Consider the following 24,981-nt stretch of genomic DNA (forward strand, 5'->3'; position numbering starts at 1 on the left):
TTAGGCCTCTTTAAAAACTTTCTTTCTCAGCCAGAGTGAAACACTCACCAAGGCAATCAACACAGGAACTTCGACCAGTGGGCCAATAATCGTGGTAAAAGCAACAGGCGAAGCGATACCAAAAGTTGCAATCGCTACTGCAAGTGATAATTCAAAATTATTCCCCGCTGCGGTAAATGCAATTGCTGTGGTCTTAGGATAGTCATTGCCCATCCATTTACTCATAAAGAAGCTGATGAAGAACATTAAAACGAAGTAAATGGTTAAAGGAATCGCGATGCGTAAAACTTCAAGCGGAAGACTCACGACATCACCGCCTTTTAGGCTAAACATGGCCAGAATGGTGAACAGCAAAGCCATTAAACTCAGCGGACTGATTTTCGGAATGAACTTGGTTTCATACCATTCCACGCCTTTCTGTTTCACCAAAATCCATCGCGTTAAGAAACCTAATAAGAACGGAATACCAAGATAAACCAGAACAGCATGGGTGATGGTCCAGAAATCGACATTAATGACCTGCGAAGCGACACCAAAATAGGGTGGAAGGAAGGTCAGGAATAACCAGGCATAGGTACTGAAAAATAGAATCTGGAAGATGCTGTTAAAGGCAACTAATGCTGCAACATATTGATTATCACCACAGGCCAAGCCATTCCACACCAGAACCATGGCAATACATCGAGCAAGACCAATCAGGATGACACCGGTCATATATTCTGGATAACTATGTAAAAATATGATTGCCAGGGCAAACATGAGTACTGGCGCGATCAGCCAGTTTTGTACTAAGGACAAAGTAAGGGTTTTCTTATCCTTAAACACTTGTGGCAAAGTCGCATAGTTCACTTTTGCCAGTGGTGGATACATCATTAGAATAAGACCAATCGCGATTGGAATATTCACTGAATCAATGCTTAATTTATCGAGTGCGACAGAAGCCTGAGGAAAGAAGTTTCCGATGGCAATGCCTAAGGCCATGGCAATAAAAATCCATAGCGTCAGGTTGCGATCTAAAAAAGATAAGCGTTTTTCAGACATTTCACTTACTCAACGTTCGAAATTTGATTAATTGCTCCAATCAATTCTGAGCGAGATAGTTTATCTACATTAAGTTTAAATAAAGCATCTAAGCGACGATTGATATGTTCAACAGTGCTCATAAAGGCTTTCATTTTTTCTTCTTTATTCACGTCTAAGTGTGAAGGATCAGCCAAGCCCCAATGTGCCTTGATTGCTCCACCCAAATAAAGTGGACATGCTTCTTGAGCAGCAGAATCACATACTGTGATCACAACATCAGGTTGATATTGTTCACAATCATTAATCGTTTTACTCCATAAACCTTCGGTAGATAATCCTAAGTTTTCAAGGGTTTCTAAAGTTAGCGGGTGAACTTGACCTGAAGGCTTACTCCCAGCACTATAGGCTTTCCAACCTTCTGGTGCTCGGCTATTAAACAAAACTTCAGACAAAATGCTACGGCAGCTATTTCCAGTACATAAAAATAAAAATTTCATTGAATTACTCACAATAACTATTTACAGAAAGGGGGTGTTGATCATCCAGCTTTGATTGAGATTGAACCGTCTTCAAAATATCTAAAATTTCATAACACCAGTTGGCCAATTTTGGATTGATACTGTAGTAAACCCATTGGCCTTGTCTGCGATCTTGAAGTAGCCCTGAAGCACGTAAAAGGGCTAAATGTCTTGAAATTTTCGGTTGACTGAGTTGTAGTTTTTCAGTCAAATCACATACACATAGTTCTTTATTTTCAACAATTAATGTCACTATATTGAGACGTGTTTCATCTGATAAGCATTTAAAAAAATTAACTTGATCCATATAAATCTCCTTCACATTCTTTCCATTCAAGAGATGAGAAAGTACTATTTAATTCTTTGGCCATTTTCATCAATAATTTTTTCACCATCTTCTTTGCTAAATGCGCCTTTCTGAGGAAACGGGAGAATATCCAAAACAACTTCAGAAGGACGACACAAACGTGTACCTAAATCCGTAACAACGAATGGGCGGTTAAGGCACTGTTGCAAATAGAGATTTGAGTCGATGAAGTTCCTTTTTAAAAGTGCTTAGAGACCGAAAACCCTGTTGATTAGACACACTTCACCTTGAGGCTGACCATAATAAAATGACGATGCTTGTCCTTTACGTAGTGCACGCATGACTTCAATACCTTTAATTGTGGCATAAGCCGTCTTCATAGATTTGAATCCTAATGTGGCCCTGATGATTCTCTTTAACTTACCATGATCACATTCAATGACATTATTTTTATACTTAATCTGCCTGTGCTCAATATCTACTGGACATTTTCCTTCTCGCTTTAACCGTGATAAAGCATGGCCATAGGTCGCTGCTTTATCTGTATTGATGACCCGTGGAATTTGCCATTTTTTCACCGTATTGAAGATTTTTCCTAAAAAACAATAGGCTGATTTACTGTTCCGTCTAGCGGAAAGGTAAAAGTCAATCGTATGACCACGTTGATCAACTGCACGATACAGGTAAGTCCATCGCCCCTTCACTTTGATATAAGTCTCATCCATATGCCATGAATGTAAATCTGTAGGATTACGCCAATACCAGCGTAAGCGTTTTTCCATTTCTGGAGCATAACGCTGAACCCAACGATAAATTGTGGTGTGGTCAACATTCACACCCCGTTCAGCGAGCATTTCTTGAAGTTCACGATAGCTGATGCCATATTTACAATACCAACGAACAGCCCAAAGAATGATTTCACCTTGAAAGTGCCGACCATGGAAGGGATTCATCTGCTGTATCTCGAAATAAATAAGATATTTAGCTTATCATGTCAGCCTATTTGCAACAGTGCCGTGTGGCCAGCCCTAGCGCGACAGCAGCCACATTTGTTGTTAAGCCTTCAGTACTATGCAGGCGGGCAAGTGAGACTAAAATAGCATCTACGTCTGCTAGCCCAGAAATAGTCGATAATACGAAGATGCCGCTGGTGCCCAACCATTGTTTTGCTGCCGGGACCAAGACTGCCATGACAGCCAGGAAAGCAGCGAAGCTGAATGCTGTCCCAAGATCAAAAGGAGCCATTGCTTCTATTGTTCGATCGTTGTTTTCAGCGCTGGTAATTTGGCGTTGTCTCCACAATGCCATACCCAGCAGAAGGATTCCCGCAATCATCATTGCACCACCAAAAGTGCTTAGCAATGCTGGCTCAATGACGCCTATCAGCACAACCATACGAAAAAACATGATGCCACAGGCAGCCAATGTTCCAGAAATAGCAGCACTGACCATGACGGGGTGCTGGCGTGTATAGCGTGCCAGTGCGACAGTTGCAGCTGTAGAAGATGCCAAACCACCCAATAGACCTGTCCAGAATATGCCTCTTTCTGAACCGGTAAGCCGCATGGCAAAATGACCTGCCAGAGAGAGTCCGGCAATCAGGATCACTGCCCACCATAACTGGTAAGGATTTAATGCAGCAAAAGGTCCCAGACCCGTATTGGGTAAGTAGGGTAATATAACGACAGAAAGTACCAGCAACTGCAGGGATGCGGTTAATTCACGATGCTCTATCAAGCGTAGCCAACCGTGTAAGGTTGGCTTGAGATCCAAAAATACAGCGACGATTACAGCCGCGGTTAATGCTAAAGTAACATTACCATGGGATGCATATGCACCTAAAACTAATGTCAACAGCATCGCGATCGTCGTGGTAGCGCTTAGATTACCGGAAAGTTTTGCGGTACGCGCGTAGGACACTGTTAATAATAAGGAAAGCCCTAATACGGCCGCGACCAGCGGCCAAGGCCCGAAGTTTGGTTGTAAATGACCGAGCACTCCTCCGAGCAATCCTGTCAATGTGAAGGTACGTAGGCCTGCTACTCGGCTGCCCTCGGGCAATTCACGATCGTGCCATCCTCGTTCTAAACCAATGAGCAGGCCGATGGCAAGTGCTGCAATAAGACCTGGTACATCTGGTGGAAGAAAAGAACTCTCTATCATAACTTTTTATTTCGCAGGCGAAGGGCATTCGTGATGACTGAAGCTGAACTCAAACTCATAGCCAAGGCGGCAATCATCGGTGACAACAACCAACCGGTAAATGGATATAGTACGCCAGCCGCGATAGGGATACCCAAAGCATTGTAAAGGAAAGCAAACATGAGGTTCTGTTTCATGTTGCCAACAGTAGCTTCCGAAAGTGAACGGGCAACCGCGATACCGCGTAAATCTCCCTTGACCAAGGTAACTTGAGCACTATTCATTGCGACATCAGTTCCGGTCCCCATAGCGATACCGACATCAGCCTTGGCTAGTGCTGGTGCATCATTGATTCCATCACCGGCCATTGCCACGATGCGACCTTGCTTCTGCAATTTGCTGACAAGTTCGAGTTTATCTGCGGGTTTAACTTCACCATGTACCTCATCAATACCCAGACGTGATGCGACTGAACGGGCAGTGGTGAGACCATCTCCTGTTGCCATCACGATACGTAGTCCAGCTTCCTTCAGGGTGGCAAGTGCTTCAGGGGTACTTTTTTTGATGGGATCGGATACTGCAAGCAGGCCGGCCAATTCACCATTGATGGCTAGATGCATCACACTTGCACCTTCTGAACGCAGCTCTTCGGCTTGCGGAATCAGAGATTGTACCGAGATACCTAATTGCTCCATCAGTGCTGTGTTGCCCAAAGCTAACTGACGATCGCCCACTTGACCTCGAACACCAATCCCTGAGCCTGATTCAAAATTATCTGGTGTTTCAAGAGGCAGGCCACGTTCGTGTGCTGCGTTTACAATCGCTTCGGCTAGCGGGTGTTCACTGCCTTGATCAAGACTGGCGGCTAAACGTAATACTTCAGATTCATCGAAACCTGATGCGGCAACCACACGATCGAATACAGGGCGTCCTTCAGTTAACGTACCTGTTTTATCGATGATTAGTGTGTCAATCTTGCGTAGATTCTCAATGGCTGCTGCATCGCGGAACAACACACCATGAGTAGCACCTTGACCCGTTGCAACCATGATAGACATTGGAGTTGCCAAGCCTAGTGCACAAGGACAGGCAATAATGAGTACTGCCACAGCATTGATTAATGCATAAACCCAGCTCGACTCTTCTGGGCCGAACAGTCCCCATCCAAAGAAGGTAAGCAAGGCAATGGCTACTACAGCCATGACAAACCAACCTGCAACCTGATCAGCCATGCGTTGCATTGGTGCTCTCGATCGTTGAGCTTGCGCCACCATCTGTACGATCTGGGATAACATGGTACTTGAACCAATTTTCTCTGAACGCATGATTAGGGAACCATTGGTATTCAGGGTAGCACCAATGACTTTATCACCGATGCGTTTAGTGATCGGTAAAGGTTCACCTGTCAGCATCGATTCATCCACTGAACTACTTCCTTCAGTGATTACACCATCCACAGGCACTTTTTCACCTGGGCGAATTCTGAGTAAATCTCCTACATGGACATGCGTTAGAGGAACATCTTCTTCAGTTCCATCAGGCAGGATTCGGCGAGCTGTTTTAGGAGCGAGCCCAAGGAGTGATTTAATTGCAGCAGAAGTTTGCGAACGTGCTTTTAACTCCAATATTTGTCCCAGTAGGGTCAATGAAATGATGACCGCTGAAGCTTCAAAGTAAACAGCGACACGACCCATGGAAATAAATGAGTCTGGGAAGATTTGCGGTGCAATGGTTGCGACCACACTATAAATAAATGCAGCTCCAGTGCCCAAACCAATCAGCGTCCACATGTTCGGGCTGCGATTCACAACCGATTGCCAACCCCGGGAAAAAAATGGCCAACCTGCCCAAAGTACAATTGGGAGTGACAACACCAGTTCAATCCAGCTCTGAACAGCCATATTGAACAGGTTCATTTGATGACCAAACATCGCCAAAAAAGTCACGATGATGGTCAATGGCAGTGTCCACCAGAAGCGTCGGCGGAAATCACGTAACTCCGGATTCTCATCTTCCTCTAATTCAGGAATGAGTGGCTCCAGTGTCATTCCGCATTTAGGACAGTTTCCAGGATGATCTTGCCTGATTTCTGGATGCATTGGGCATGTATAGATGGTCGTACCTGTTGTGCTTGCCGCATTAACGTGTTGAACAGTCTGATGATGCTGTGTATGTGCATCGGCAGTCGTCGTTGCGGGTTTAGCGATATATTGCACCGGGCTGCTATGAAACTTTGATTGACATTTATCACTGCAAAAAAAGTAAGTTTTCCCCTTAAATTCCTCATGGTATTTCGATTCTTCAGTGACGGTCATACCACAGACTGGGTCTTTCAGTACGTCTGTTGTAGCCTGTGCCATATGGTCCTGGTTATGATTTTTTTGATCTGACATAAATAATTCTCTTATGGTAAAGTGGTTTTATGGCCGAATTTTGGAATAAATCTCGGAGTCTGTTGAGCATAGCTGTCATAGACAGCGCCAAACTGTTTACTCATTTCAGCCTCTTCCTTAATTGCCAAGCGGCTGTACATTAAGAGTAGGATTGGAAACATTATCAGTGTCAGTAAAGTTGGCCATTGCAATAAAAAACCCAGCAAGATCATCACAAAAGCCACGTATTGTGGGTGACGTATACGTGCATAAGGGCCTGTGATCGCTAAAGAATGCTGACGTTGCGCGTTGTACAGCACGTGCCATGACGTTGATAACAGGTAAAATCCATAGCCCAAGAAAACGTAACTGGCGATATGCAAAATGCCAAAATGTGGATCACCTTTTTCACCTAATAGCGTTGACCACAAGTGACCTGCATTATGAGAAAGTAAGTCAAGTTGAGGGAAGCGAGTTTGAAGCCAACCAGATAACAGGTAAATGGTTAAAGGAAAACCATACATTTCGACAAATAGAGCAATGATAAAAGCCGAAAAGGCCCCAAATGTACGCCAATCGCGCGCAGTGGAAGGTCTAAAAAAACTGAAAGCGAACATGATAAAAACTGCTGAGTTAATGATAACCAGCGTCCATAAACCATAAGCCGATTCCGCATGATTCATGATGGATCTCCTGATAAGAGCTATTTTTTGTTATCAGATATATCGGATTTTTTTTGCTGCGAGTGGTTATGCCCATGACCACCATGCATAAAAATATGCATCAGTGGACACGCTAAAAGGAATAAATAAGGCAAAGCACCGATAACGTGGGCTAAATGTTCCGTTAATAGAAAATAAGCTGCGATACCACCCAGCACGATTAGACCAATGGCATAACGTGTAGACCAAAAGTTAGGTACTGAATTATTTTCTTGGTGTTGGTGATTCATGGTGCTTTCCCCTAATTCATGGGTAACTATTTAGTTGCTGACGGAGGCATACAGTCCATCATCATCTGCATCATGGATTGCATCATGTCCATACGTTTTTCCATCATCTGCTGACGGTCAGCCATATTTGCATTCATGCTTTGGCTGCCCATCTGTTTCATCATACTCATACCTCCTTGCATGAGTTTCATGTGCTCAGCCATAAGTTTCTGACGTTCTTGTGGGGTTTTTGCAGCCATCATCTTCTCATGCATGGCTTGCATCGCCTTCATGTGTTGATCCATTGCAGCCATTTTATCTGTAGCAGTGGTGCTGGTAACTGTTTGCTTAATTGTTACTGCAGATGGTGCTGTTTTTTCAGGGTGGTGATCTTTGTGTTCATCGGATTGCTGTGCAAATGTATTCAATGACGCGGCTGCGATACATAAGCCCAAAAAAATGTTTTTGAATTTCATCATAATTTTTTCCTTTAAATAATTTGGAAGTAAAAGCTATGTTTTAGTACTGAACAGAGTCTAGGAATTTGACTACTAAACTGATGAAATTTTTGGTTATTCTCTGTCTCTCTTAAAAATTTTAGCACTATTAATTAATTATTTTTAAAAATGACAAAAATGTAATTTTGAGATCTTCTCGAAATATATAGTCTATGCTGAGATGACAAAAATTTTATTTAATATTAATCTTTTAAAACTATTAAAGTTGTTATGATTTTATGTGCTTAAAAAAATAAAAATGAAATGATTAGATGACTCCAAGGCTAGTTAGAGACTAATTTACACTGTTATTCCTTTAAAGAAAAAATACAGTTGATCAAAATAGTTTTTTATAGAAAAAAGGGTGGATAATTTAATTATTAAACTTATTGGTATATTTATTAGATAGAAGGTAAAGAAGATTATTTTTAATATTAGGGTTTATAATCCAAATTTCAGAGTAAGGAATCTACTACTTATATAATAGAGATTCCATCTCCAAAACAGTACTACTGTATGAATGAGTTGTATTCAATGCAGGGAAGAATGTAGATCCTTAATACTAACGGAAAATTATTTTACTGAATTTTCATGTAAAGACTCATTTAATTGATCAATCACTGTCGTCCATTCACCATCAGAGTGTAGTTTTTCTTCTAAAAAATGACGTTGAGCATCAGTCCAAAAAATTGCTTGTGTTAAAAAAACATCTCCAGCTAGCTGATGGCTCTCTATGAATTTTGCAATTGCTTCTTCAGTAGAAGCTAAACCAAGCTGTTCAAATAATTTGGTCATTCTTGGACGTGTTTGAGTCATGTGCTTAGCCCACAAATTTATATTAGATCAAATTAAACATAACATGTTTATATTTAAACTAAAATATAAAAAATTAAATAGCTACTATTTTCTTAGACAAAATGATTACTACATTTCATAAATCAACCACCTACATAATTTGTTTGTTAAATGATCATTATTTTTCAATAAGATTATTTTAATAGTTAAAGATTTTAAATTTTAAAAATGACAAAAATGTAATTTTGAAGTCATCGCTCTGTTTCTGTCTCTCACTAATAATTGAAATATAAGAGGAGATGATGTGGTCTCATTAAATATAGATTTTATAAAGTCATCTCTAATGAACTAACGAATCAAGAGGAAACGTAAATGAAATTATTTCAAAATAAAATGACTGCTCTACGTAATGTTGTAGTAGCTGCAACGATGATTGTGGCTACTACAACTACGTTCGCACATGTGAGTTTAGTGAGTGCGATTCCTGCGGAAAATGCATCTATCCTTAGTCAACCAAAGAACTTGACCCTTAACTTTGGTGCAGAGGTTATGTTGATGAATATTAAGTTACTGGATGCTCAGCGAAGAGATGTTCCTTTAAAATATAAAGTTACTCATGACTTAAAGAAATCCTTTGATGTCGCTCTTCCGAAACTGAAAAAAGGTAAATATACCGTTGTCTGGACAACAATGGGGAAAGATGGTCACAACATGAATGGTGAATATAGTTTCACTATCAAATCAACTAAATAAGAATTGATTACCTTTCAACATGTCAGTGAGGTGCTGGCATGTTGTTCTAGAATGGACAAAAATAATGATTTCTGAATATTGGATGTGGGCCACTTGGTTAACTAAGGTTATTTTATATTTAAGTGTAGCTTTTGTCGTTGGTGGAGCCTTTTGCTATTTTTTACTTAGACAATATCTTGAACTAAAAGAATCGATTCTTAAATATATTACAATTGGCGCTGGATTAGGCCTAATTTCCAGTACCTTGGGATTTTTTATTCTGATTGGTAGTTTTGCCAATACTGGTATTACAGGTATGGTGGACCCCACGTATATTAATATATTGGTTAATACTCCGACGGGGTATATAAACGTTCTTCGTTCTATTAGTTTTGCTCTTTTACTTCTTCTCATGGTGGTTAAACTTAACAGGAACAAAGGTCATTTTTCTATAATTGAAAGTTCAATATTTTGTATTTTACTTATCCCGATTATTTTTAGTTTTTCCCAGCTCGGACATGTCGCTAATTTAACCTTACTTGCTCAAATTTTATTATCAATCCATATTCTAGTTATGTCGTTATGGATGGGGTCTTTATATCCGTTATGGAAAACCAGCCGGGAAATAAGTGGTTTACCTTTAAAAGATCGCATGCATGTATTTGGACGTATTGCTGCTTTCATTGTTGGGATATTAATCGCCTGTGGCGCTAGTGTAGCTCTTCTTTTAATTAAAGATTTTAATACCTTAATCAATACTGCATATGGCTATGGTTTCATGGTTAAAATGTTTTTTGTTATAAGTATTCTACTTTTAGCTGCCTTCAACAAATGGTATTTCACCCCGCGTCTTCAACATCCTAAATTCGCTAAACACCTTAGTCATGCCATTTTATTTGAGATGTTATTAGGTCTATCAATTCTATTAACAACAGGCTATATAACCACTGTCGTGGGTATTGAATAAGAGAATTTCAAAATAAGGGAATTGAGGAAATTTAACATTACTGCATTTATCTTTTGTAGCTGAGCAATAAAGTTTCTACTGGACTGTCAACTTACGACAATCAGAACAGTAAAATCGCATCATGAGGCATTATACATAAAGGTAGTCACCGGTTTTTAGCTTATCTTCAACCCATAACGGTCTCATCTATTCAGTTCACTACCATTGATTGAAATAACTAATCTTATAAATTTCAGAGTGATCGTAGATGACAAAAATGTCATTTTAAAGTCACATTAATGTTGGTTAAGTACTTTTACTGTAGTCATTAGAACACTCTTCTTTGGAATACTCTGAAGAAAACTGTAAGGTTGTAAACAGACCAAGTTACAGCGAGTAACTGATTCAGAAAAAGGCTGGTTGTATGGTGAAAGTTTAGAGTTACTGTTCTAATGTTTTAAACAAATGTTTTGTTAAAAAGGAGCAACATATGAAATTTCACATCGCTAATATGACTTGTGGTGGTTGTGCACGCGGCATTACTACCGCAATTAAAGAGCTCGACTCGAATGCCTCACTCGATATTGATTTACAAAACCGTATTGTTGAAATCAACACAACGGTGAGTCAGGATCAAGTCATTGCCACTCTCAGTGAGCGTGGATTTACAGCTGATCCTGCTTAATCTCTGTTAGAGTGTTAGCGGCAGTGTAAAAATGACCCCCTAACGGCATTTAAAAACTGACCCCCTTGGTTAATATAGCGGTCATTTTGGACTGCTCAACATGTTAACTTTGGAGCAAGCAGTGACAATCCAAATACTTCATCAGCAAGGTAAATCCATTAAAGCCATTAGTCGTGAACTGGGGGTGTCCCGAAATACCGTACGTAAATATTTACGGCAGAAGGAAACACCTCAGTATCGGCGTACACAACCTAGAACAAGTATTCTTGATCCATATAAACCCTATTTACTCAAACGTGTAAACGCAGCTCATCCTGAATGGATTCCTGCTGTTGTGCTCTACCAGGAAATTTTAAGGTTGGGATATCCAGGAAAGATCAGGATCTTGAGGGAATATCTCGCAACATTAAAACCAGTTGCTAAACCGGAACCGATCATTCGTTTTGAAACCCAACCTGGCCAACAAATGCAGGTGGATTTCACCACGATTCGACGCAACAACACGACTTTGAAAGCCTTTGTCGCAACATTAGGGTATTCCAGAGCGACTTTCGTGAAATTTTATGATCATGAACGTACCGATGCATGGATCGATGGTCTAGAAAATGCATTTCAGTTCTTTGCAGGAGTACCTCAAGAAATCCTGTTTGATAACGCTAAAACGATCATGATTGAACGGGATGCCTATCAGGAGGGGCAGCATAAATGGAACCCCAAACTGCTCGACTGCGCCAAGAAATACAGCTTTCGTCCTCGCGTATGTAAGCCCTACCGTGCACAGACCAAAGGCAAAGTTGAACGCTTTAATGGATACCTCAAATCAAGCTTTATTGTGCCATTGAAAGCAAGCCTGAAGACTTCGGGTTTACTGTTAAATGTTGATGTCGCCAATGCCCACATTGGCCGGTGGCTGCATGAAACCGCCAATCAGCGGATTCATGCCACCACGCAAGAAAAACCGGCTGTTCGACTGCAACAGGAGCAGCAAAAATTTACGCCATTACCGCAATCAGATACAGGTTCTGGCACTGTACCTGTTGCAGCAGCACAGCATATCATGCCCTACGAGAGTTTGCAGCATCCCTTATCGGTATATGATCAGTTGCTAGGAGTTTCCTGATGAATCTGCAATACGACCGTATAGAGCAGCTTTGCCAAAAGCTCAATCTGCCTGCCATCGCATCACAATGGTCACATCATGCACAACAAACATTAGGTCAGGATGGAAGTTATGCCGACTTTGTTGAAGCAATCTTGACGCATGAATATGCTGCCAGGCAACAGCGCAGTCAGCAGGTACTGATGAAACTCTCAGGCCTGCCTCAAGTCAAAACCCTGGAAGACTATGATTTTAATTATGCCCTAGGGGCCCCTAAATCACAGGTGATTGAACTGTTCAATCTGAGCTTTATTGCTAGAGCAGAAAATGTGGTGTTTCTGGGGGCTAGCGGAGTAGGAAAAACGCACTTATCTATGGCATTAGGCTATAAGGCCATCATGAACAACATTAAGATCAAGTTCATTACCGCAGCGGATTTAATGCTGCAACTGAGTACAGCCTATCAGCAAGGTAAATTGAAAACCTATATGCAGCGTGCGGTACTGGGACCAAAGTTACTGATTATCGATGAAATTGGTTATTTACCATTTGGACGTGAAGAAGCGAATCTGTTCTTTAACGTGATTGCCAAGCGTTATGAAAAAGGCAGTACGATATTGACGAGTAACTTACCCTTTAGCCAATGGTCTAAGTCATTTGCGGATGATGTCACGTTGACCGCTGCGATGTTAGATCGGCTATTACATCACTGTCATGTGGTACAAATATCGGGTGAGAGTTATCGTTTGAAGGGTAAAAAAAGAATTGGGATTCAGCCCCAGGTTGAAACTTAATACGAGATCAAAGGGGTCAATTTTACTTTGCCATTTGTAAGGTAAAAGGGGTCAATTTTAGAATGCCGTTGACAAGAGTAACAGTGGGAATTCCTTACCACTTTTACTCTCTCTTATTTTCCTCATCGTACAGATAAAACCTGTACTTGCTTGAAATAAAAGTAATCCCTGAATTCCCCCTAATCTTGGTTCGAGCTGATCTTCGCATATAGAACTCAGCATATCTAAATGATAGAGATCGTATATGAGTACCGAAATGACTGATACGCCACACTACAGTGAAACATTAGAGATTGAGGGGATGACATGTGCTTCTTGTGTAGGCCGTGTGGAAAAAGCTTTAAAATCTGTTGAGGGTGTTGAATCGGCTCATGTAAATCTGGCTACCGAAAAAGCAGTCATTTATGCGCATCAACCACTTGATCGCGCTACTTTAATTAAAGCCGTAGAAAAAGCAGGCTACGAAGTGGAAGCGCTGCAACCAATAGAGCTTACGATTGAGGGTATGTCATGTGCTTCTTGTGTAGGTCGAGTAGAAAAGGCCTTAAAATCTGTTGAGGGTGTGGAATCAGCTCATGTAAATCTGGCTACTGAAAAAGCGACTATTCAGGCAAGCTCATCTGTCACTCGTGACTCGTTAATTCAGGCTGTCACCAAAGCAGGGTTTGAAGCAAAGTCAGTTCATCAAACTACGGAAAGCTTTCAAGATAAAAAAAATATTGAATTAGAAAAACTTAAAAAAGATTTAATTTTGTCAGTCTTATTGACTCTACCCGTTTTTATTTTAGAAATGGGATCACACCTGATTCCCGCCTTTCATACGTTTATGATGGATAACATTGGCCAACAAAATAGCTGGTTAATGCAATTTTTCTTGACCACAGTAGCATTAATTTTTCCAGGCCGACGCTTCTTCAAAAAGGGCATCCCAAGTTTATTCCGCTTAGCACCAGACATGAATTCCTTGGTGGCTGTAGGAACATTGGCTGCTTATCTTTATTCAGTGGTTGCTACTTTCTTTCCAAGTGTCCTGCCACAAGGCACGGTCAATGTTTATTATGAAGCTGCAGCGGTTATTATCACTTTAATTCTATTAGGTAGATTTTTTGAAGCCAAGGCAAAAGGCCGAACGTCTTTAGCAATTCAACATCTAGTTGGAATGCAGCCTAAAGTTGCCAGAATACAGCTCAATAATCAGGTGATAGAAGTTCCGATTGCCGAAGTTCAAACAGGAACGATTGTAGAGATTAGACCAGGCGAGCGTATCCCTGTCGATGGTGAAGTTATTCACGGCCAAAGTTTTATTGATGAATCCATGATTACTGGCGAGCCTATGCCCGTTGAAAAAACGATAGGCTCTACTGTGGTAGGAGGAACAATTAACCAAAGTGGCAGCTTAAATATCAAAGCCACCTCTGTTGGTAGTTCATCAGTGCTTTCTCAAATCATCCGAATGGTTGAACAGGCACAGGGTTCCAAGCTGCCTATTCAGGCATTGGTTGATAAAATTACCATGTGGTTTGTACCTGTAGTAATGGGTCTCTCTCTTTTAACTTTTATTACTTGGTTTATCTTCGGCCCTGAGCCAGCCCTAACGTTTAGCTTAGTTAATGCAGTTGCGGTACTCATTATTGCATGTCCTTGTGCGATGGGACTTGCAACGCCTACATCAATCATGGTGGGAACTGGGCGGGGTGCTGAAATGGGGGTTTTATTTCGTAAAGGTGAAGCTTTACAGCTGCTCAAAGAAACTAAAGTGGTTGCAGTTGATAAAACAGGGACTCTGACTGAAGGGAAACCAATTTTAACCGATCTGCATGTCTTAGAAGGTTTTGAATACAATACCGTACTTTCACTGATGGCAGCCGTTGAATCAAAGTCTGAGCACCCTATTGCTCGAGCAATTGTACAAGCCGCTATAGATAAGGAATTAATCCTGTCTCCTGTTGCTGATTTTAAATCAGTGACCGGCTACGGAATAGAAGCGAAGGTTTCTGAGCATTTGGTTCATATTGGTGCAGATCGATATATGGAAAAACTAGGTTTGAATCCTACTGTTTTTTCTCAATTTTCGGATCGTTTGGGAGAAGAAGGAAAAACCCCTCTCTATGTTGCGATTGACCAGAAACTTGCTGCCATTATTGCTGTAGCAGATCCAATTAAAGAATCAACATTTGCTGCAATTGAAGCGTTACATCAGTTAGGTTTAAAGGTTGCCATGATTACAGGTGATAACCGTCATACAGCTCAAGCGATTGCAAAAAAACTAGGTATTGATGAGGTTATTGCAGAAGTCTTACCAGAAGGTAAAATAGAGGCCGTTAAAAAATTAAAAAATCAATATGGTAAACTCGCATATGTTGGAGATGGCATTAATGATGCCCCTGCACTTGCAGAAGCAGATATTGGTTTAGCAATAGGTACAGGTACAGACGTAGCTATTGAAGCTGCTGATGTGGTTTTGATGTCTGGCAACCTGAAAGGAGTGCCAAATGCTATCGCTTTAAGCAAAGCGACTATAACCAATATTCGTGAAAATTTATTTTGGGCATTTGTTTACAATGCAGCTCTGATTCCTATTGCAGCAGGTGTACTTTATCCGCAATTTGGACTGCTACTTTCTCCTGTATTTGCTGCTGGTGCAATGGCTCTCTCGTCAATATTTGTACTAGGAAATGCTTTACGATTAAAACGTTTTAAAGCCCCCCTTGCAATTATTTAACCATTTTTTATATACATTTAAAGTTTTGTTGGCTTTACTTTATATATTTGGAAATAGTCTAAGCCATGTTGGCTTTTATTAAATATCATACAGTTGATATTCTAATTATTTGAGAGGGATTAAGATGAAAAGAATTTTATTAATATGCTTTATAGGCATGTCATTTACCTATGCGAATGCTCATTCTGGGGGAACGAACTCACAGGGTTGTCATACCAACAGTAAAACTGGTGATTACCACTGTCATTAATAGGTGCGCACACAGTTTTTTATTTAAAAGACTGTGCTTTAAAGTTATAAGTAGCGTTTAACTAAAGCTAAAAATTCATTTAGTTCTTTTTCCTTTATTTTCTCAGTATCACCGAGTACATGTTCTCTAAGATGAAGTTCTATTAACTCATTCATTAAGCCATTTATCGCACCTTTAATTGCTGCAACTTGCTGTAATACCTCAATACAAGAATTTTCAGAATTTAAAATATTCTGTTCAAGGGCATTAGTTTGACCTTGAATTCGTCTAATCCGATTTAAAATTTTTTTGTTCTGATTTAAGTGAGACATACTATTCAACCTCAAGAACATATACTATGGGGGAGTATTAATTGTGGTGCAATAAAATGTAATATCTAAATAATGTTAAAAGTGACCATTCGCATCAATTTGACGAAGGAAATCCTTTAGCACAAAAGAAAATTTTAATCGCAACCATCCTCACTGGTGTAATGATGGTGTTTGAAATTTTTGGAGGATGGTTCTTTAATTCCATGGCTTTATTGGCTGATGGATGGCATATGAGTTCTCATATGTTGGCATTGGGCTTAGCTTATTTTGCCTATAAAATGGCTCGAAAATATGCTCGTGATCAGAGATTCTGTTTCGGTACATGGAAGATAGAAATCTTAGCTGGATATTCGAGTGCCATTTTATTGATGGTTGTTGCTGTATTCATGGGTGTTCAATCGATAGAACGTTTATTCAATCCTGTGAATATTCACTACAACGAGGCAATTTCAATTGCGATTGTTGGCTTGATCGTTAATTTTATTTGTGCCTGGTTACTACGTGAAAATGGTCACCACCACCATCATCACTCTCATGATGACCATGACCACCACCACGATCATCATCACTCTCATGATGACCATGACTTAAACCAGAAAGCCGCTTTTCTTCATGTAGTAGCAGATGCAGTAACTTCTGTATTAGCGATTATTGCACTTTTCGCAGGGAAGTATTTTGGATGGGATTTTTTAGATGCAATTCTAGGGATCGTAGGTGCAGTGCTTGTAGCACAATGGTCTTGGGGATTGATTAGAGAAACAGGTAAAACATTGCTTGATGCAGAGATGGAACATCCTGTAGTAAAGGAGATTCAGGAAGTTGTAGAGGAATTAGATAACCAAATTACGATTACTGATCTGCATGTCTGGAAAGTAGGTAGAAGTAAATTTTCATGTATTTTATCCCTAAATACAGTTAATGACTCCTTAACAGCAGAGGTAGTTCGTAAAGCTTTGTCAATTCATGAAGAGATTGTTCATATTTCTGTTGAAATTAACAAGAATTTCCATGTTGTTTAAATTAATATTTATTCCTTTTAAACTTTATCAGTCTATTTATGTAAATCTTAGATTAGAATTTGTTTGTTGTAGAGCGTCGGGGCGCCTCGGCAATTCTGCGTGTTGAAATAGAAAGGAAAATTCATTACTTTAAAGCGCAAAGCGTGTTGCAGATGCAGCTCTTATTCCGAGGAATTTTACACTGGTATCGCCCGCCGATAGAAACACCAGATCCGGCAGTCAGGACGTAAATAACCATTCCTCCAGTTTAAATAAAAAAACCTGCAGATTCGATGCAGGTTTTTTTTAGAGATAATCAATCGCGTCTTATTTGGCTTTACGCTCTTTCTCGATCAGGTAATTCACCACCTGAATGACTTTGGCATCATTACCCTGCACAATATATTTACCATTCACGGTCACTGCCGGAACACCACTTAACTGATACTGAGCAGCCAGATTTTTGGCTTGGGCAATTTTCGAAGTGATCGGGAAAGATTTATAAGTGCTGTTAAATTTCGCTTCAGGAATACCATAGCGGGTATAGAACTTGGCCAATTGCGCCTGTTCTAAAATTGGACGTTGCTTATCATGAATATCATGGAATAATTGTAAATGTGCTTTTTGACGCACACCCAATGCTTCAGACACATAATAAGCACGCGCTGCCTGCTCCCAGAGTGGATTCATTGCAGCCGGCGTACGTACAAAACGTACATCTTTTGGTAATTTTTTCAACCAGCCCTGCATATGTGGTTCAAGCGCGAAACAGTGACCACAGCCGTACCAGAAGAATTCACGTACCTCAATTCTGCCCGGTTTTTCGACTTTGACTGGTTTTGCAACCACCTGATAGTCCTGACCTGCCACAAAATTGGCCATAGCATTGCCTGAAAAGGCCAAAACAGATGCGGCAACAGCTCCTAAAAGGAATTTTTTCATTGGGATTATCGTCCTCTAAATCATTATGCTTAGTGTATGGGTTCACTATAAATCAATTATGCCGGTTCCGTTTTCATGCTGCGAACTTTTGTGCTATCAGAACCGCTACATTAAAGTATGCGACTGATTTTAAGTCAGTTAATATGGCCATTCGACCGCTATGTGTTTTTAGATAATCACAAAAGTTAAACTTTGAGTAATAAAAACGGTTATAATTTCTACGATTAAAACGTAGTGGTCAAACCTACAGTAAATATTAACTTCTTACTATTCTCTTCAGTAACAGCCGCGTGGCTCTGAGAATGATCTTCTGACATACAATAGTTTCCTTATTCTATTTACGATTAGCTGAGAGACTTGAGTAAGCCTCAATATTTCTGCTAAAAATTGCTTACTATAATTGGTCAAGAAGCTTTCTTTTCATTTATCCACCGGGACAATATTGGTAATAAAACCAACATAAGAAGGGTTGATGAGATAATTCCTCCAATAACCACATTCGCTAGTGGGCACTTTACTTTTTCTCCAATTCCAATGCCTCCCTAACTAATTAGAGAGTTTTAAGCATTATTACATGAATCTTTCCAGTACTATTGTTGCAAATATACTAAGTTGCATATTTATTCCTGCCTATGTATAGGAGCATATGTGACCCTAAAGTTTAAAATAGTCTTTTCGGATTATTTAAAAATTTGAAAATGGTAAAGAATAGACCTCTTGCGAAAGTAAAAACTGCCTCAATATAGATTTCATGAAATATCAGAAATTAAATCGTTTTTCAGATTCTGAATTCCAGCGCTTGGTTGGTGTACCTCGAGCAGTTTTTAGTGAAATGGTCGAAGTTTTAAAAGAAGCAGAATCACTTAAAAAGAAATTAGGGCGTCCTCATACTTTAGCTATAGAGGATCAATTATTATTAACACTCAATTACTTACGGAGCTACAACACCCAATTGGAATTGGCGGCAAATTACCATATCGCTGAAAGTAATGTGAATCGAACTATTAAAAAGGTTGAAGATGCATTAATGAAATCAAGACGTTTTACCCTGCCAAAACGAAGCATTACCACAGCAGACGAACAATTTAACTGGGTAATTATTGATGCGACAGAATGTTTAATAGAACGCCCGAAAAAAAAATCAGAGTAAGTTCTACAGTGGTAAAAAGAAGAAACATACGTTAAAAGCCCAAGTGATCTATCATCCGAAGAGCAAACAAATCATAGGAGTAGATATATCGTCTGGCAGTCAGCATGATATTAAATTGGCAAGAAAAACAGTTAAGAAATTCAAACATTGTGACTATGTTATGACCGATTTAGGGTACTATGGGTTAGAGCAAGATGGCTTTAAATTATTGATGCCAATAAAGAAAAAGAAGAATTTACCCTTATTTGATGCTGAGAAAAATTACAATAAAATGATTGGAAAAATACGAGTTGTAATCGAACACATTAACAGTCAATTGAAAAGATTTAGAATACTAAGTGAACGCTATCGAAATAGACGGAAAAGATTCGGTTTACGCATTAACTTAATCGCTGCACTGGTAAACCGGATGAACTTGCAATAACGACTTTCGCAAGAGATCTAATAAATTAAAAACAATAAATATATTTATCATTCGATTTAAAAAAATTAATTAATCTTAGTTACACCATACTAAAAATAACTAATTTTTAGTTTTCCTAGTTATATGTGCTTCATTATAATTTTGAATTAATTCTCTTCACACCCTTTGCTTTTTTCATTGTTAATTATTTCTAAATTTTTCTCTAAGAAACGAAGTCCCCCATCAGCAAAACTACTGGTTGAAAAAACTATAGTAAAAATAACTAAAACAATCTTCATATATATATTATTGAATCTAATCATATCTTGGACCAAAAAATAATTTCTTCATATACTAATTCCTAGATATATACACCTAAATGACAACCAAATTACAAATTTGTAATTTTGTTAAGGTTTGTCCTAAAAAAAATAAATTAATACTATTTTAACAAAGATAAGTCGTTGCTGAAAAATTTGAATTGTAATGGATTTAATTATTGCTAAATCAAAAATTTATAGGCCGGAAACTTTGTGATTATTTGCTTTCTGCACTTATTATTTAATCAATGTTTCACGATTTTCATCGTGAAACTAAGTCTATTCGCAAATTTCAATGAGTTACTCACTGTCTTTTAAATAGCGGTATACCGCCTGGCGACTAATTCCAAATGCCTGGCCTAATGCCATTTTTGAAGGGTACTTCCCCTCCTTCCATGCCTGCCGTAAAGCTTCAGCTTGGTCGGGTTTTAATTTATGTACCCGGCCTTTGTACTTTCCTTGAGTAGAGGCTAGTTTAATTCCTTCCTTTTGCCGTTCTAAAATGATCTCACGTTCGAACTGTGCAAAAGCACCCATCAGTTGCAGCATCAAATTATCCATCGGAGTGGATTGGGCCGTAAAAGTAATATTTTCTTTTACAAACTGGATGGCGATCCCTCGTTTGACCAGTTTATCTACTTCAGTGACCAAATCTTTTAGGCTTCGCGCAAAACGATCCATGGAATGTACAACAACTTGATCGCCTTCCCTGACATAGTTCAACATTTCCTGAAATTTAGGTCGATCGGTATTTTTACCTGAAGCGCGATCAACAAAAATTCGATCGACTTCAATTCCCTCAAGTTGACGTCCCATATTTTGCTCGACTGAACTGACCCGGACATAACCTACTTTTTGACCTTTCACTTTTTCATGCCCCAATTGGATAAAAATGAACAATTTCGTAAATTATAAATCTTTAATACCAAAGTTACATGTTACTTATGATTAAAAATCATTTAAATGAGACATGCTTTTACGAACTTTTAGATTGTCACTTTAGGGTATACTCTATAGTTACATAAATTTAGATATTAAAAATTTCTCTCCAATAAACCCAGTACGGTTCACCTAAACAGATTGCTACCCCTGAACAAGTTGAACCAGAATCCGAAAAAAGAGGCTTTTAGAGCCGTTTCTTTAAACTTCATGGCTGATCTTACTGTTTACCAAGGCTTATTAAAATCGTGGAACATTGATCATTTAGAGGTCGTGGAACGTGAAAAAATCATAAAAAAAAGCCCACCTTGGGGAGGTTGGGCAAAAAAGAAACTACAGCGTTGAATTTTCAATAGAATTATAACGCATTTCGTATAAGGTGTATTATGTTAATTTTAGAAAAAACTTAAAATTATCTATTAAAGAATCATATATTTTTGGATTACTTATAAGTGAAATAGCACCTATATAGTGCAGGCTTAGCTAGAAAAACTATAACACTCTAAGAAAGTATGGGTTTTTATGTACAAGGCAATTTTATGAGAAGCCAGATGATAAAATTCGAGGCTCCCCAATTTTGTAAATCAAATATATGCAAAATAATGTGAGTAAGCCGGCAGTACCAGCATTAACACTGGCTGCACTAGGAGTAGTATTCGGCGATATAGGAACGAGTCCATTATATGCATTAAAAGAAAGCTTTCATGCGACACGCGGGCTACCTATTAATGAACTTAATATCCTGGGAATTCTCTCTTTAATCTTTTGGACCATTACCTTAATTGTTTCGCTTAAATATGTTTTGGTGATCATGAGAGCTGATAACAATGGTGAAGGGGGTATCATGGCATTACTCGCCTTAAACCTTAGGCAAAAAGGATTGTCCCGTGGAAAAAGACTGGCAATCATTATCTTAGGTTTCATTGGAGCATCCTTATTCTTCGGTGACGGTATCATCACCCCTGCTATTTCTGTTTTATCTGCAGTTGAGGGACTTTCTGTTGCTGCCCCGTCATTTGATCGCTTCATTATTCCAATCAGTATTGGAATTCTTATAGCTCTCTTTGCCGTTCAAAAACATGGGACTGCAATGATGGGGAAGTTTTTTGGTCCTATTACCCTGTTATGGTTCCTATCTATTGGTGCCATTGGCATTATGAGTATTATTCAAAGTCCATTTGTTCTTGCATTATTCAGCCCACACTGGGCTTTTTTATTCGTTATTAACAATCCTCTTATTTCATTTTTTGTGATGGGAGCTGTGGTTTTAACAGTAACAGGTGGTGAAGCCTTATATGCGGATATGGGACATTTTGGTATTTTACCGATCAAGTTAGGCTGGTTTTTAATTGTACTGCCATGTCTGATGCTGAATTATGCTGGACAAGGAGCATTACTGTTAAGAGATCCTTCGGCTATCACCAATCCTTTTTACCTGCTTCTGCCTTCAGCCCTTCTATATCCTATGATTATTCTGGCTACTGCAGCTGCAGTGATTGCCTCACAGGCTTTAATCAGTGGGGTATTCTCTATGGCTAAACAGGCAATACAGTTGGGATATCTACCTAGGCTTACAGTTTTACATACCTCCGCTTCGGAAATTGGACAAATTTATATTCCATTACTGAACTGGCTCCTGTTTATCTCTATCACCATCTTGATCTTAATATTTGAAAGTAGCAGCAAGTTGGCAGGTGCTTATGGTCTGGCCGTCACTGTGACCATGTTCTGTGACACACTGTTAGTAGCTTTTCTGGCTTATAGTTACTGGAAATGGAAAACATGGAAAGTCTTACTGTTCATTATTCCATTCGCCTTTATTGATCTGGTTTTGCTGAGTTCAAACCTATTAAAAGTACTGATTGGAGGCTGGGTACCAGTCGTTATTGCGGTTATTGTTTTTACCCTCATGATGACCTGGAAAAAAGGCAGAGAGATTCTTCAGGACAAACTGCAGAAGGAAACGCTTCCACTGAATGTGTTTCTTGAGCACCTTGAACAGACAGGTCAGAAAGTGAGTGGAAATGCCGTATTTTTAACTGGAACGCCTCAAGTCGTACCCCATGCGCTTTTACATAATTTAAAGCATAATAAAGTTCTGCATGAACGTAATTTTTTGGTGACAATCAAGACTTCTGAAATCCCGTATGTTGATGAAGCTAAGCGAATCGTTACTGAAGTACTAGAGAATGGTTTTTTCAGAATAACGATCCATTATGGATTTAAAGAAGAGCCTAATGTGCCTCATTCATTGAAACAAGCTTTTTCAGTACTGGATCTTGAGTATGACTTAATGAATATCAGCTTCTTTGTTTCTAGAGAAAGATTAATTCCAAGTCTGTCCAGCAAGATGTCTACATGGCGTGAAAAGTTATTTGTCGCAATGCAAAAAAATACCAGCCCTGTCAGTGATTTTTATAAAATCCCTTCTAACCGGGTGGTAGAGCTAGGTAGTCAGATTGAAATTTAAGAATTTCTAAAATGAATAGGCACCTTTAAATAAGGGTGCCTATCTGATCAGAATAAATCTTTTACTTTAATTTTCCAATAGTTGACCAATCTCTAAAGCTGAATAACCACGTTCTTTAAAGATCAAAATAATTGCTTTTTTATAATCTTCAGAAGTAGAGGTCTTATATTTTGTTATAAGTTGAATTTCAGAATTAAGCTGAAGGTCATTTTTTATCGTCAACACTTCCGTAGAGACTTTATTAAAAATCTTGAAATTAAACATACAGGCGCTCTTTATCAATATTATAGCGGCCCGACTACAACAAATACCTGCCTTAGCTCAGCTAGACACCCTTGGCTGCAAGGATTACAAATTAGACAAGATTCTGCAAGTTTTGCTCCATTGAAAGTATGAATATTCAACAAAGAAGGTTCCATTTAACATAATGGTTGTTATACACAATAAAAAAACCTGGGCACCAACCCAGGTTTAAAATTTAAAAAACAGATAAATATCAGTGCAATAAACTCATTTTTCTAATTTCGCATAACGTGTGTTATGTTAATTTTAAGTATTCTAAAGAAAACACAATTATGCCTTCAATATTTGATTTAAAAAGTTAAACCAATTTTGAGAACTGATTTTCTCGATCAGCGCTTCAGAAAAACCACGTTGCTGCATACGTTCAAGTAGGTAAGGCATATATGTCACATCACCCAACTCCAATGGCAGCAAACAACCGTCAAAATCTGAACCAAACCCAATATGATCTTCTCCCAAATGTTCAAGTAAATAACTGAGATGATCGATAATGGTGTCAATTGAGGTGTTCGGATCACGCTGTCCATCGCTTCTTAAAAAAGCCACATCAAAATTAATACCGACCATGCCATGACTTCGTTGAATGGCTTGTAATTGCGAATCTGTGAGATTTCGCGCTTGAGCACACAAGGCATGCACGTTGGAATGGGTAGCGACAATCGGCTGATTAAAGCCTTTAAGGATATCCGCAGTATCCCAAAAAGCGCGCTCATTCATATGAGAGACATCAATGATCATGCCTTTGTTTTCACAGATGCGTACTAATTCTTTGCCTTGTTCCGTTAAACCTGATCCAGTGTCTGGCGAATGCGGGAAAGATGCATTCAGACCATCCCCAAACCGACTTTTCCGATTCCAAAGTGGCCCGATACTCCGTAAACCTTTTTCATAAAAAGTATCCAAAAGTTTAGGTTCGCATTCTAAAACCTCGGCACCTTCTAAATGCAGCACAATCGCCAATTGCTGATGCTGAAAACAGGTCTTCACTTGTTCTAAAGATGTGCAAATCTGAATTTTGCCTTCAGAACGTAATTGCAACTGCTGAGCCATTTCCAACTGAGCAGTGCAAATCTCAATGATCTGTTCTTCACTAAAATCCGTTGCAGTGCGATCTTTAATTTTTTCCGGATGATGCTTTTGCAAATAGCCGTAAGGGGGGAGAAAAATTGAAAATAATCCTCCCATCCATTGTGCTTCCTGACAACGTTTGAAATCTAAATGTCCAGGCAACGTACCATGAAGGAATTCATGCACTGGATCTTTGGCAGAACTGAGCCATAGACTGGTCAATAGGTCATTATGTCCATCAAAGATCATGTCTTCAAGTGTCCT

General features: G+C 39.2%; 23 protein-coding genes and 4 pseudogenes. 10 read left to right on the forward strand and 17 right to left on the reverse strand.

Annotated features, from left to right (window positions below; genetic code table 11):
- From arsB to ACWM1W_RS16535, 11 genes and pseudogenes are all read right to left on the reverse strand, one after another.
- A complete protein-coding gene (gene arsB / locus ACWM1W_RS16485; RefSeq protein WP_004644740.1) occupies nucleotides 1–1,041 on the reverse strand; it encodes an ACR3 family arsenite efflux transporter in 1,041 nt (346 codons plus the stop codon).
- A gap of 5 nt (nucleotides 1,042–1,046) precedes the next feature.
- On the reverse strand, nucleotides 1,047–1,520 hold the full coding sequence (locus ACWM1W_RS16490) for an arsenate reductase ArsC (protein ID WP_375726186.1): 474 nt from the start codon (nucleotides 1,518–1,520) through the stop codon (nucleotides 1,047–1,049).
- 4 nt (nucleotides 1,521–1,524) lie between these two features.
- Nucleotides 1,525–1,848: a metalloregulator ArsR/SmtB family transcription factor gene (locus tag ACWM1W_RS16495; protein WP_004644742.1), complete on the reverse strand. Its 324-nt coding sequence runs from the start codon at nucleotides 1,846–1,848 to the stop codon at nucleotides 1,525–1,527.
- A gap of 44 nt (nucleotides 1,849–1,892) precedes the next feature.
- Nucleotides 1,893–2,045, reverse strand: a pseudogene (locus ACWM1W_RS16500) (thioredoxin domain-containing protein); the annotation flags it as partial.
- Between the two features lie 51 nt (nucleotides 2,046–2,096).
- Nucleotides 2,097–2,801, reverse strand: a complete 705-nt coding sequence (locus tag ACWM1W_RS16505; protein WP_001067790.1) for an IS6-like element IS1008 family transposase — start codon at nucleotides 2,799–2,801, stop codon at nucleotides 2,097–2,099.
- A 64-nt stretch (nucleotides 2,802–2,865) separates the two neighbouring features.
- Nucleotides 2,866–4,011 (reverse strand): annotated as a pseudogene (locus tag ACWM1W_RS16510) (MgtC/SapB family protein); the annotation flags it as partial.
- Nucleotides 4,008–6,383 carry a heavy metal translocating P-type ATPase gene (locus ACWM1W_RS16515; protein ID WP_375726238.1) on the reverse strand — a complete coding sequence of 792 codons (2,376 nt, stop codon included), beginning with the start codon at nucleotides 6,381–6,383 and terminating at the stop codon, nucleotides 4,008–4,010. The pseudogene ACWM1W_RS16510 and the gene ACWM1W_RS16515, both read right to left, overlap by 4 nt.
- Nucleotides 6,384–6,394: 11 nt before the next feature.
- Nucleotides 6,395–7,045, reverse strand: a complete 651-nt coding sequence (locus ACWM1W_RS16520; RefSeq protein ID WP_004281871.1) for a methyltransferase family protein — start codon at nucleotides 7,043–7,045, stop codon at nucleotides 6,395–6,397.
- Between the two features lie 20 nt (nucleotides 7,046–7,065).
- The gene (locus tag ACWM1W_RS16525; RefSeq protein ID WP_004695740.1) at nucleotides 7,066–7,314 is read right to left on the reverse strand and encodes a DUF2933 domain-containing protein; all 249 of its coding nucleotides are present in this window, start codon (nucleotides 7,312–7,314) and stop codon (nucleotides 7,066–7,068) included.
- 26 nt (nucleotides 7,315–7,340) lie between these two features.
- Nucleotides 7,341–7,772 carry a hypothetical protein gene (locus ACWM1W_RS16530; RefSeq protein WP_004695737.1) on the reverse strand — a complete coding sequence of 144 codons (432 nt, stop codon included), beginning with the start codon at nucleotides 7,770–7,772 and terminating at the stop codon, nucleotides 7,341–7,343.
- Between the two features lie 591 nt (nucleotides 7,773–8,363).
- Nucleotides 8,364–8,606: a DUF2789 family protein gene (locus ACWM1W_RS16535; RefSeq protein ID WP_004281876.1), complete on the reverse strand. Its 243-nt coding sequence runs from the start codon at nucleotides 8,604–8,606 to the stop codon at nucleotides 8,364–8,366.
- Between the two features lie 351 nt (nucleotides 8,607–8,957).
- On the opposite strand from ACWM1W_RS16535, the gene ACWM1W_RS16540 reads away from it, so the two are divergent.
- The 7 genes from ACWM1W_RS16540 to ACWM1W_RS16570 all read left to right on the forward strand — a co-directional run bounded on the left by ACWM1W_RS16540 (nucleotide 8,958) and on the right by ACWM1W_RS16570 (nucleotide 15,813).
- Nucleotides 8,958–9,338: a copper resistance CopC family protein gene (locus tag ACWM1W_RS16540; protein WP_004681441.1), complete on the forward strand. Its 381-nt coding sequence runs from the start codon at nucleotides 8,958–8,960 to the stop codon at nucleotides 9,336–9,338.
- A gap of 64 nt (nucleotides 9,339–9,402) precedes the next feature.
- Complete coding sequence (locus ACWM1W_RS16545) at nucleotides 9,403–10,284, forward strand: copper resistance D family protein (protein WP_253139180.1); 882 nt, start codon at nucleotides 9,403–9,405, stop codon at nucleotides 10,282–10,284.
- Between the two features lie 469 nt (nucleotides 10,285–10,753).
- Entirely contained in the window at nucleotides 10,754–10,948 is a 195-nt protein-coding gene (locus ACWM1W_RS16550) for a heavy-metal-associated domain-containing protein (RefSeq protein WP_004281879.1), read from the forward strand.
- A 100-nt stretch (nucleotides 10,949–11,048) separates the two neighbouring features.
- Nucleotides 11,049–12,068: an IS21 family transposase gene (gene istA, locus ACWM1W_RS16555; RefSeq protein WP_286716026.1), complete on the forward strand. Its 1,020-nt coding sequence runs from the start codon at nucleotides 11,049–11,051 to the stop codon at nucleotides 12,066–12,068.
- Nucleotides 12,068–12,841, forward strand: a complete 774-nt coding sequence (gene istB / locus ACWM1W_RS16560) for an IS21-like element ISAba8 family helper ATPase IstB (protein ID WP_075167882.1) — start codon at nucleotides 12,068–12,070, stop codon at nucleotides 12,839–12,841. The genes istA and istB overlap by 1 nt, the downstream gene beginning before the upstream one ends.
- 244 nt (nucleotides 12,842–13,085) lie before the next feature.
- Nucleotides 13,086–15,563 carry a heavy metal translocating P-type ATPase gene (locus ACWM1W_RS16565; protein ID WP_213687777.1) on the forward strand — a complete coding sequence of 826 codons (2,478 nt, stop codon included), beginning with the start codon at nucleotides 13,086–13,088 and terminating at the stop codon, nucleotides 15,561–15,563.
- Between the two features lie 124 nt (nucleotides 15,564–15,687).
- Entirely contained in the window at nucleotides 15,688–15,813 is a 126-nt protein-coding gene (locus ACWM1W_RS16570; protein ID WP_094148905.1) for a YHYH domain-containing protein, read from the forward strand.
- 44 nt (nucleotides 15,814–15,857) lie between these two features.
- On the opposite strand, the gene ACWM1W_RS16575 is transcribed toward ACWM1W_RS16570, so the two are convergent.
- Nucleotides 15,858–16,124 (reverse strand): metal/formaldehyde-sensitive transcriptional repressor, encoded by a 267-nt coding sequence (locus tag ACWM1W_RS16575; RefSeq protein WP_005006352.1) that lies wholly within the window; start codon nucleotides 16,122–16,124, stop codon nucleotides 15,858–15,860.
- Between the two features lie 80 nt (nucleotides 16,125–16,204).
- On the opposite strand from ACWM1W_RS16575, the pseudogene dmeF reads away from it, so the two are divergent.
- Nucleotides 16,205–17,143, forward strand: a pseudogene (gene dmeF / locus ACWM1W_RS16580) (CDF family Co(II)/Ni(II) efflux transporter DmeF); the annotation flags it as partial.
- Between the two features lie 306 nt (nucleotides 17,144–17,449).
- On the opposite strand, the gene ACWM1W_RS16585 reads toward dmeF, so the two are convergent.
- Both ACWM1W_RS16585 and ACWM1W_RS16590 read right to left on the reverse strand, forming a co-directional pair.
- The gene (locus tag ACWM1W_RS16585; RefSeq protein ID WP_004281236.1) at nucleotides 17,450–18,064 is read right to left on the reverse strand and encodes a thiol:disulfide interchange protein DsbA/DsbL; all 615 of its coding nucleotides are present in this window, start codon (nucleotides 18,062–18,064) and stop codon (nucleotides 17,450–17,452) included.
- A gap of 177 nt (nucleotides 18,065–18,241) precedes the next feature.
- Nucleotides 18,242–18,381 (reverse strand): annotated as a pseudogene (locus ACWM1W_RS16590) (cation diffusion facilitator family transporter); the annotation flags it as partial.
- Between the two features lie 434 nt (nucleotides 18,382–18,815).
- Between ACWM1W_RS16590 and ACWM1W_RS16595 the strand changes: the two are divergent.
- Nucleotides 18,816–19,638 (forward strand): IS5 family transposase gene (locus ACWM1W_RS16595; protein WP_085064288.1). Its coding sequence is split into 2 segments (ribosomal slippage): nucleotides 18,816–19,196 and nucleotides 19,198–19,638, totalling 822 coding nucleotides; the frame shifts between segments, so codons are not numbered across the junction.
- A gap of 599 nt (nucleotides 19,639–20,237) precedes the next feature.
- Here the strand turns inward: ACWM1W_RS16595 and ACWM1W_RS16600 are convergent.
- Entirely contained in the window at nucleotides 20,238–20,804 is a 567-nt protein-coding gene (locus ACWM1W_RS16600; RefSeq protein WP_213687804.1) for a recombinase family protein, read from the reverse strand.
- A 664-nt stretch (nucleotides 20,805–21,468) separates the two neighbouring features.
- Between ACWM1W_RS16600 and ACWM1W_RS16605 the strand changes: the two genes are divergently transcribed.
- Nucleotides 21,469–23,346 carry a potassium transporter Kup gene (locus ACWM1W_RS16605; protein WP_125279789.1) on the forward strand — a complete coding sequence of 626 codons (1,878 nt, stop codon included), beginning with the start codon at nucleotides 21,469–21,471 and terminating at the stop codon, nucleotides 23,344–23,346.
- A gap of 66 nt (nucleotides 23,347–23,412) precedes the next feature.
- On the opposite strand, the gene ACWM1W_RS16610 is transcribed toward ACWM1W_RS16605, so the two are convergent.
- Both ACWM1W_RS16610 and ACWM1W_RS16615 read right to left on the reverse strand, forming a co-directional pair.
- A complete protein-coding gene (locus ACWM1W_RS16610; protein WP_004282105.1) occupies nucleotides 23,413–23,610 on the reverse strand; it encodes a hypothetical protein in 198 nt (65 codons plus the stop codon).
- A 309-nt stretch (nucleotides 23,611–23,919) separates the two neighbouring features.
- A complete protein-coding gene (locus ACWM1W_RS16615; RefSeq protein ID WP_125279788.1) occupies nucleotides 23,920–24,966 on the reverse strand; it encodes a dipeptidase in 1,047 nt (348 codons plus the stop codon).
- Nucleotides 24,967–24,981: the final 15 nt, after the last annotated feature.

The sequence above is a fragment of the Acinetobacter sp. TW_SC_4 genome, from assembly GCF_054861205.1.

Coding starts and splice junctions, on each gene's coding strand:
- istA (WP_286716026.1), top strand. CDS start 11,049: ATGTTAACTTTGGAGCAAGCAGTGACAATCCAAATACTTCATCAGCAA.
- ACWM1W_RS16530 (WP_004695737.1), bottom strand. CDS start 7,772: ATGATGAAATTCAAAAACATTTTTTTGGGCTTATGTATCGCAGCCGCG.
- ACWM1W_RS16540 (WP_004681441.1), top strand. CDS start 8,958: ATGAAATTATTTCAAAATAAAATGACTGCTCTACGTAATGTTGTAGTA.
- ACWM1W_RS16545 (WP_253139180.1), top strand. CDS start 9,403: ATGATTTCTGAATATTGGATGTGGGCCACTTGGTTAACTAAGGTTATT.
- ACWM1W_RS16585 (WP_004281236.1), bottom strand. CDS start 18,064: ATGAAAAAATTCCTTTTAGGAGCTGTTGCCGCATCTGTTTTGGCCTTT.
- ACWM1W_RS16615 (WP_125279788.1), bottom strand. CDS start 24,966: ATGATCTTTGATGGACATAATGACCTATTGACCAGTCTATGGCTCAGT.
- ACWM1W_RS16490 (WP_375726186.1), bottom strand. CDS start 1,520: ATGAAATTTTTATTTTTATGTACTGGAAATAGCTGCCGTAGCATTTTG.
- ACWM1W_RS16535 (WP_004281876.1), bottom strand. CDS start 8,606: ATGACTCAAACACGTCCAAGAATGACCAAATTATTTGAACAGCTTGGT.
- ACWM1W_RS16565 (WP_213687777.1), top strand. CDS start 13,086: ATGAGTACCGAAATGACTGATACGCCACACTACAGTGAAACATTAGAG.
- ACWM1W_RS16605 (WP_125279789.1), top strand. CDS start 21,469: ATGCAAAATAATGTGAGTAAGCCGGCAGTACCAGCATTAACACTGGCT.
- ACWM1W_RS16505 (WP_001067790.1), bottom strand. CDS start 2,801: ATGAATCCCTTCCATGGTCGGCACTTTCAAGGTGAAATCATTCTTTGG.
- ACWM1W_RS16495 (WP_004644742.1), bottom strand. CDS start 1,848: ATGGATCAAGTTAATTTTTTTAAATGCTTATCAGATGAAACACGTCTC.
- ACWM1W_RS16570 (WP_094148905.1), top strand. CDS start 15,688: ATGAAAAGAATTTTATTAATATGCTTTATAGGCATGTCATTTACCTAT.
- ACWM1W_RS16525 (WP_004695740.1), bottom strand. CDS start 7,314: ATGAATCACCAACACCAAGAAAATAATTCAGTACCTAACTTTTGGTCT.
- ACWM1W_RS16550 (WP_004281879.1), top strand. CDS start 10,754: ATGAAATTTCACATCGCTAATATGACTTGTGGTGGTTGTGCACGCGGC.
- istB (WP_075167882.1), top strand. CDS start 12,068: ATGAATCTGCAATACGACCGTATAGAGCAGCTTTGCCAAAAGCTCAAT.
- ACWM1W_RS16610 (WP_004282105.1), bottom strand. CDS start 23,610: ATGTTTAATTTCAAGATTTTTAATAAAGTCTCTACGGAAGTGTTGACG.
- arsB (WP_004644740.1), bottom strand. CDS start 1,041: ATGTCTGAAAAACGCTTATCTTTTTTAGATCGCAACCTGACGCTATGG.
- ACWM1W_RS16520 (WP_004281871.1), bottom strand. CDS start 7,045: ATGAATCATGCGGAATCGGCTTATGGTTTATGGACGCTGGTTATCATT.
- ACWM1W_RS16575 (WP_005006352.1), bottom strand. CDS start 16,124: ATGTCTCACTTAAATCAGAACAAAAAAATTTTAAATCGGATTAGACGA.
- ACWM1W_RS16515 (WP_375726238.1), bottom strand. CDS start 6,383: ATGTCAGATCAAAAAAATCATAACCAGGACCATATGGCACAGGCTACA.